This window comes from Romboutsia sp. 1001713B170131_170501_G6 (assembly GCF_015668195.1).
Taxonomy (GTDB): domain Bacteria; phylum Bacillota; class Clostridia; order Peptostreptococcales; family Peptostreptococcaceae; genus Romboutsia_C.
Window position 1 is genome coordinate 1 of record NZ_JADPFC010000020.1, and the last position, 7,470, is coordinate 7,470.

The following is a 7,470-nucleotide window of genomic DNA, read 5'->3' on the forward strand; positions in this document are numbered from 1 at the left end:
GATGTAGCAGATAAGGTAAAGTCTTTTTCATATGAAAATAATATGACAGTATCTGAGGTACTAGAAGATATAATTAGCAAGATGTTTGATTCAGTTGAATTAAATGAAGAAGCACTTTCTGCATATGAAGAAAAGTATAAGAAAAAATCAAAGAAGTTTAAAAAGTAGGTTATTTTAATACCTACTTTTTAAAAAACTATGAAACAGTTAACAATATGAATAATTATCTATTTATTTAGTATTAAATAATTTTTTTAGCATATATTTATTATAAGAAAACCTAAAAAAAAGAGTAACCTAAATTAGTTTAAGTTACCCTTTTTAAATATATATATATATATTTAAATTTAAAGTTTTAATTTTATCTTATTTAAGATATTTACTATACTTTATATTTAAATTGTTTTAATTTATTAAATTAATTTCTATAAAAATACTCTCAATACTCTTTATAAAAATTAAAATTGTTTTTTGCACTCTGTAAATTCATAAACGTCCATTAGTGCTTCGCCGAATCTTTGATAGTGTATTACTTCTCTTTGACCTAAAAATCTTAATACATCTTTTAAATCAGGATCATCAGTTAAATTTATTAATTGATAATAAGTTGCTAATGCTTTTTGCTCTGCAGCCATGTCCTCATGTAAATTAGTTACAGCATCACCAAACACATTAATATAATCTGTAGTAAAGTTTACACCATTAGATCCTACTGGTTGAAGTCCATGCCCGAAAGTTGCATAATTTGGACCAAGTCCAGCAGCCTTAAGCTCTTCTGGAGTACAATCTTTCATTAATTGATATAGTATTGCAGAAATCATTTCAACATGAGCCATCTCTTCTGTACCTATGTCAGTTAAAAGACCACGAGATTTTCCTGTTGGCATAGTATATCTTTGTTGAAGATATCTAATTGCAGCTGCAAGTTCACCATTAGGCCCTCCTAATTGAGTCATTACAATCTTAGCCATTCTTGGATCTGCATTTTTTATGTTAACTGGGTATTCTAATGTTTTTTGGTAAATCCACATATCAATTTAATCCTCCTTAATATATTAAATAAACAATTTAACCTTAACTTTGTATAACTTTATTCATAGAACTCATTATCCCATGGCCAAGGATCACATACCCATTGCCAAGGATATGAACTTGGTGCATAACCAAAATTAGTTAATGGTCCATATTTAGATTCATAAGAACATTTCGCTTGAATAAATTTATTACAGTATGTGTTGTATGAAGTTAAAGCATTTTGATCATCTGGATTGTTATCTAGATATAAATTTAATTCTACACAAGCAAAATGATATTCTAAAATTCTATCTAAAAGTTCTCTTCTATTTGATTTCATAACTATCTTTTACCCCCTTTTTGTGCTCTAACTCTGTTTTTAGGGTTTGCATATAACCAATCATTATAGTGATTTGATTCTACTAAATCTAGTTCTGGGAATAAAGTTCCCTTTTTTAATGCTGTTTTTAAGTTGTATGATTTAGTATACACTTGGTTGTTTATATATGGTCTAGCTAGTTCACAACCACAATTTGGTTTGACATTTCTCAAATTATCCATGACTATTCTCCTTAATTTATTGAATTTAAAATAATGATATTTTTTATACTTGTATAAATAAAATATGCTAATTAATTTTGAAATGATTTTAACAATAATAAATCATTTGATTTTATTCATAAAAATTAAGTTTAATATATCAAGATTTTTAAAAAGGCATATTTTAAATAATACATACAAGTTTGATTCAAATTTTAACAATAAAATTTATATACTTTATATAATATTTAAACTTTTTTTAATTTGTGACTCTATTTAATCAAAATATATAAGTGTGTAGTTTAAATCATTATAGTATACATGGACATATAGATTTTTTTATAAATTAGCGTTGTTGAGTATTAAAAAATTATTACATATTATAAAGGAGTTATGATGCCCTTAAAGTACAAAAATGCTACTATGTATATATACAAGTGTAATACAAAAACAATACATCCAGAAACGGAGGTAGATTATGACAAAAGAGAAATTTCAAAATTTAAATTTTAAAGATAAAATCAATTACCTAAATACTAAGTTAAGAGAAGGCAAAACTGTTACTAAAATTAGGCAAAACATTGGAATTGGTGAAAAAACACTCCAAAGAGAAATAAAAGCAAATGGATATAAATATGATAATAAATTAAAACAGTATGTACCTAATATACAAGCCAATACAATATCCAATACAAGTGATAACAAGATAGTTGTATTGGATAAAAATACAAGTCCAATACTTAAAGAATCTCAGAAAATTGCAATTAATTTCTTAGAACAAAATCTAGAAGTTTTTGAAATGTTAGTTGAAAAATTTAAAGCCAATACAACATCCAATACAAACTCCAATACAGATAAAAAACAGATAATTATAGATTTAATAGATGATAAACATTTAAATCCAAAAGCAAAGGCATTTAGGGTTAATATGTTTGTATATAAGAAGTGGCAAGAGTTTTGCGAAAAACAAAGATATAGCAAGCAAGATTTATTATCTATGGCAATGAAGGAATATATGGAGAAATATAAATAAAATGAGAATGGGTTTTACGATTATTAAAAAGAGTGTCTCTGTTGAAACCACTACATTTCATTAGATACACTCTTTTTATCTTTAAGTTTCTTATGAAACTTTAAATAATAAATTATATGTATTTTTTAATTTATTGATTAAGTACTCTAAATACATATCCTTTTATAGCATTTATTTTTAATAATTTACTAGCTAATTATTAAGGTAACTTAACTTTTCTCTAAATTATCTTTCTTTGAACTTTTTAACTTCTTGTATTATTCCATATATCAATATAGTGCCATAGATAACATATCTTGTGTACTTAATTTTATCTTTGTTAAATTAAGAAAATATAAAAGCCTTAAAAGCAAAAAAATCACTTAGAATATAAATGGTTAAAAATAACAATTAAAGCTCTTATAAGCTAATTTACGAGGTATTTTTATATGTTTATTTGATACTGTTAGATAAATTTAAACATAGATTTAGTAATTATAAATATCTTGTTTTATAAATGTTAAATATAACACTTTGATAACACCATTAATTTTGTAAAGTTTTTATAAGGATATTTATTATCTATTTATCTTATAAAAATAGAACAGACTAGAGAAGAAAAAGACCTTTACTAGTCTTTACTAGTATTTAAAAATAGTATTTATAGTATTTAATAGTATTTAAACATGGTTTAAACTATTGAAAATACTAGTGTTGAGTTGCTTAAATGTGTCAACTTGATAACGAAATGTGTCACTTTGATAATCAAATGTGTCAACTTGATAATTTAAAAGTGTCACTTTGATAACCAAATGTGTCAAGTTGATAATTAAAAGTGTCACTTTGATAGCGATAAATGTGTCGGATTTATAAAATTGACACTTTTATTTTGCCATGATATATTTTGACTTAAGAACTTAATATGTGGGGGATAATATGAATAATTTAACTGATACTAAAAATCCTAAGGTACTAATGAAAAATAATGTATTAATTCAATCAAAGTATAGTTTATCTTTAAATGAAAATAGAATATTTTTATTGATACTATACAAACTTCAAAAGGATTATGATGGTTCTATGAGTTGTTACATACACTATGATGAATTTAAAGAAATAATAAAGAGAACTAATGATAGAACTGTAAAAAAGATAAGTGAATATTTATCTGGGCTTATGCAAAAGAGTATATTTTTTATGGAAAAAAAGAAAAATGATAAATTAGTTTGGGGTCAGTATAATTTTATATCTGGATATCAATTTGATGAGGAAACTCAAGTATTTAGAATTGATAGTCCTAAGAAAATATATGATTTATTAGATCAATATTTAAAAACAGGGTATACTCCTGCTAATTTGGCATTGTTGTTTAGTTTAAAAAATTACAATGCTCAAAGATTATATGATTTAATTAGAATTTGGTCAGGAACTAAGCAAGTTATTAATTACACAGTTGATGATATTAAGATGTATCTTATGCTTGAAAATAGTTACCCTCAGTATGCTAACTTTAAAAGAAGAGTTATACTTCCTGCTATAAAGGAACTTAATGAAACAGAGCTTTTTGAAATAGATATAAAAGAAAATAAGGTTGGTAGAAAAGTTGATTCTATTGATTTTATTGTTACAGATTTGGATAAGAGAAAGTATTTTACAAAAGAAATTGATATTATTAAAAATATTTCAAAAGATATTAATTTAGATAAAAGTGAAGTCGTTATAGATGAGGTTGATTATAATGAAGTTAAATCTAAGGATAAAAGCATAGATAAAATTTCAAATAATGTTTTTGTACCTGATGAAAGTTTGTTTACTAAGGGAACTTTAAGAAGTTTTAAAAAAGATTTTAAAGATATTGATTTTAAAAATGAGTATATGGAAAGAGCTTTTGAAGATGCTGTTATGATAACTCTTGATAGAGATGATGTTGAAACTATTAAAGCTACTTCATATAAATTTTTTAAAGGGACTTTGGATAATAAGATTATTGAATACAAAATAGAAGAAAAAGAGGATATAAAGCATAAAAAAGAGATGGAAATATATTGGTAGTATTTATGTTTATGTAAAATTTATAAAGTAAGGGGAAAATCATCTATTTTAGCTTATTTTAAATTATGAGGTTATTGTAAAGTTTAATGGCAATGTTTTAAGACTAGAAAATGAGTTAAATGTAGATGTGAAACGTTCATTTAAGTAATGCCTTTAGAATCTAAAAAAGATTTTAAAGGCATTAAATTTATTTATAATATTATGTATGAAATTGATAAAATATTAGAGGTAAAAATAGAGAACTTAGATTTTTAATTTTTTTACACTCGATAAACTTTGATGAATAAATTAAAATAATTTATATAAAAATTAAAAAAATAATGATATTAATTAAACATAAAATATTGATATTACTTATAATTCTTTAGTTTTGTAAAGTGAAAAAGGTCAAGTTTGAGCCGACAAACTTGACCTTTTTATGTTGAAATTATAATATAAAAATACCTTAACCAAACTTTAGATTGAAAATAAAAGTTCAATTAGCTATATTTAAATAAAGAAAAAATCATAAAATATAAAGAAAGGGATTGATAAAATGCCAACGATAAGTATGTTCTACGGAATAATAATAAGAATGTATTGTGCGCCAAAAGAGCACGCACCTTCACATTTTCACGCATACTACCAAGATCATAAAGCAGTAATTGATATAAAAACATGTGAATTAGTAGAAGGAAGTTTGCCTAAGAAGCAACTAAGATTGGTTCTTGCTTGGGCAGAACTTCACCAAGATGAGTTATTAGCAAACTGGGATCTAGCTATGAATAGTGAGTTACCATTTAAAATAGAACCATTAAAGTAAGAGGTGATTATATGTATTTAGCTGTAAAAGAAGTTAAACCTATAGATAATTATAAATTAATATTAACCTTTGAAAATAATGAAATTAAAATATTTGATATGAATCCATATTTAGATAAAGGGATCTTTCAAGAATTAAAAGATGAAAATTTATTTAAAGCAGTTAGAGTAAGTTTTGACTCAATAGAATGGCCCAATGAAGCCGATATTGATCCAGAAACACTGTATGAAGATAGTATTTCATATTCAAATTAGAAATAAAGAGTTGAGGTGTTTTTTATATCTCAGCTCTTTTTGTTTTAAATAGACAATTGGAGGACGACATGAAAAAGAGAGCAGTAGGATACTGTAGGATATCAACTTTAATGCAAGTAGATAACACTTCACTTAAGGATCAAGAAGAAAAAATAAGAATGTATGCTAAACTTCACGATATCGTGCTAGATGAAATGTTTATAGATAAAGCAGTATCAGGAAAATCAACTGATAGACCAAAGTATTATGATATGATAAACTTCGTTAAAGAAAATGATATAGATATGATAATAGTTTATAAAAATGATAGAATACATAGAAGTTTATATAATTTATTGGCCATGATATATGAACTTCAAGAGCATGAGGTGGCTTTAGTGAGTGTTACCGAGATGTTTGATACTTCTACACCTCAAGGTATGCTATTTTTACAGATGTTAGGAAGTTTTGCAGAATTTGAAAGAGCTGTAATAAACGAAAGAACTAGAAATGGTAGAATAGCAAGGCTTAATGAAAATAAGTGGGTCGGTGGTAAGCCTTCCCTTGGATATAAAGTAAATAAACAAGGACAATTTGAAATAGATGAAGAAGGTGCTAAAATAGTTAAGGATATATTTAAATTAAGGTCTAAAGGGATGTCACTAGCTAAAATAGGAGCTAAGTATGGGTTTTCAAAGCAGAAGGTGGACTATATATTAAAAAATAAAAACTATATTGGGATATTTGAATATCATGGAAAGAAAGAAAAAAATGATATTACTATTGAGGTGGAGCCAATAGTATCTAGGTATATGTGGAACAAAGTTAATCGATAGATTCTTATAAAATGATTTTATAAGAATCTAAATTAAGGGTTTTAATTTAGTTATTAAGACCCTTAATTTTATTTATAAATAAAGTTTGTTCGGAGAAATCATTAAAAGTATTTTTAGGAATTACTAGATACAAATTGTAATTAGATCCAAAAATATAAATAAGAGAATCTTCTTCAACTACTTTATCAAATAAAGACAATTCAATTTCTCTAGTTTGGTGTTTATCTATATATGTTAGTGTATTAATATTAAGGGTAATAGTCTTTTTATCAAATAGATAAGGCTTATCTATCTTCCAATCAGATATTTGTTTATTTCGATTTTTATAATATGTTTTAAGTGCTATAAATATAATTACTAGCCCTATAAATCCTATAATGGTACTTCTTATTACTTGATAAAAATCATAATTTACAAAAGCATAAATTATACATAGCAATTGAAACAAGGGCGCAATTATCCTAGGAACTATATAAAATTTAAAATATCTATCTGGCTTATGCCGATCTATATAATCGTAAGCCTTTATGTAATCATCTATTGAATTAGTAAATTCAAAACTCATTTTTATCCCCCCTAGTAAAGTTTAATTCATTCATTAATAATATTAAATAAATAATTTTTAGATTTGTTAAATCATTAATTTTAAATCCTAATTTATTAACAAACAGTACAATATCTACTTTTATTGGAAATTATAATTTAAGATATTCAATAAAGATTAAACTGGATTAAGCATTTATACAATTAGTATTTTAATCTAAAAACATATATTTAATTATTATTAAATATGTATATAAAATATATTAAAAAACAATTAAATCAAGATTAAATATTTATTTAATAAAATAGACATCAGACTATGAGTATTGAAAATCCAATGTTAAACAAGAAAAATGGGTTGCTTAATATAAAGCAAAAAATAGAAGAAAAATCAACTGGACAAGATTTTATAGAGAGCAAAAATAATAATATAAATGT

General features: G+C 24.6%; 9 protein-coding genes. 5 read left to right on the forward strand and 4 right to left on the reverse strand.

Translation table 11 applies throughout. The features are described 5' to 3' along the window. Window positions 1-458 precede the first annotated feature (458 nt). From I4U89_RS15300 to I4U89_RS15310, 3 genes are read right to left on the reverse strand one after another with little or no spacing between them, the layout of a single operon-like run. Complete coding sequence (locus I4U89_RS15300) at window positions 459-1,031, reverse strand: manganese catalase family protein (RefSeq protein ID WP_195941123.1); 573 nt, start codon at window positions 1,029-1,031, stop codon at window positions 459-461. 59 nt (window positions 1,032-1,090) lie between these two features. Continuing rightward, window positions 1,091-1,354 (reverse strand): spore coat protein CotJB, encoded by a 264-nt coding sequence (locus I4U89_RS15305; RefSeq protein WP_195941124.1) that lies wholly within the window; start codon window positions 1,352-1,354, stop codon window positions 1,091-1,093. A gap of 2 nt (window positions 1,355-1,356) precedes the next feature. Beyond that, window positions 1,357-1,575, reverse strand: a complete 219-nt coding sequence (locus I4U89_RS15310; protein ID WP_195581907.1) for a spore coat associated protein CotJA — start codon at window positions 1,573-1,575, stop codon at window positions 1,357-1,359. Window positions 1,576-2,032: 457 nt separating this feature from the next. Between I4U89_RS15310 and I4U89_RS15315 the strand changes: the two genes are divergently transcribed. The 5 genes from I4U89_RS15315 (at window position 2,033) to I4U89_RS15335 (ending at window position 6,489) form a co-directional block, all read left to right on the forward strand. Beyond that, a complete protein-coding gene (locus I4U89_RS15315) occupies window positions 2,033-2,587 on the forward strand; it encodes a hypothetical protein (RefSeq protein ID WP_195941125.1) in 555 nt (184 codons plus the stop codon). Between the two features lie 915 nt (window positions 2,588-3,502). Further along, window positions 3,503-4,618, forward strand: coding sequence for a replication initiation protein (locus I4U89_RS15320; RefSeq protein WP_195941126.1), 1,116 nt, complete (start codon window positions 3,503-3,505; stop codon window positions 4,616-4,618). Window positions 4,619-5,153: 535 nt separating this feature from the next. Further along, on the forward strand, window positions 5,154-5,420 hold the full coding sequence (locus I4U89_RS15325; RefSeq protein ID WP_195941127.1) for a DUF4160 domain-containing protein: 267 nt from the start codon (window positions 5,154-5,156) through the stop codon (window positions 5,418-5,420). Window positions 5,421-5,431: 11 nt separating this feature from the next. Beyond that, a complete protein-coding gene (locus tag I4U89_RS15330; RefSeq protein ID WP_195941128.1) occupies window positions 5,432-5,674 on the forward strand; it encodes a DUF2442 domain-containing protein in 243 nt (80 codons plus the stop codon). Between the two features lie 68 nt (window positions 5,675-5,742). Further along, entirely contained in the window at window positions 5,743-6,489 is a 747-nt protein-coding gene (locus tag I4U89_RS15335; protein ID WP_195941129.1) for a recombinase family protein, read from the forward strand. A gap of 46 nt (window positions 6,490-6,535) precedes the next feature. Here the strand turns inward: I4U89_RS15335 and I4U89_RS15340 are convergent, their stop codons facing one another. Continuing rightward, window positions 6,536-7,054, reverse strand: a complete 519-nt coding sequence (locus I4U89_RS15340) for a YcxB family protein (protein WP_195941130.1) — start codon at window positions 7,052-7,054, stop codon at window positions 6,536-6,538. Between the last annotated feature and the right edge of the window lie 416 nt (window positions 7,055-7,470).

Bases quoted from the DNA above. Each gene is read 5' to 3' on its own strand.
- I4U89_RS15300 (WP_195941123.1), bottom strand. From the start codon at position 1,031: ATGTGGATTTACCAAAAAACATTAGAATACCCAGTTAACATAAAAAAT.
- I4U89_RS15305 (WP_195941124.1), bottom strand. From the start codon at position 1,354: ATGAAATCAAATAGAAGAGAACTTTTAGATAGAATTTTAGAATATCAT.
- I4U89_RS15310 (WP_195581907.1), bottom strand. From the start codon at position 1,575: ATGGATAATTTGAGAAATGTCAAACCAAATTGTGGTTGTGAACTAGCT.
- I4U89_RS15315 (WP_195941125.1), top strand. From the start codon at position 2,033: ATGACAAAAGAGAAATTTCAAAATTTAAATTTTAAAGATAAAATCAAT.
- I4U89_RS15320 (WP_195941126.1), top strand. From the start codon at position 3,503: ATGAATAATTTAACTGATACTAAAAATCCTAAGGTACTAATGAAAAAT.
- I4U89_RS15325 (WP_195941127.1), top strand. From the start codon at position 5,154: ATGCCAACGATAAGTATGTTCTACGGAATAATAATAAGAATGTATTGT.
- I4U89_RS15330 (WP_195941128.1), top strand. From the start codon at position 5,432: ATGTATTTAGCTGTAAAAGAAGTTAAACCTATAGATAATTATAAATTA.
- I4U89_RS15335 (WP_195941129.1), top strand. From the start codon at position 5,743: ATGAAAAAGAGAGCAGTAGGATACTGTAGGATATCAACTTTAATGCAA.
- I4U89_RS15340 (WP_195941130.1), bottom strand. From the start codon at position 7,054: ATGAGTTTTGAATTTACTAATTCAATAGATGATTACATAAAGGCTTAC.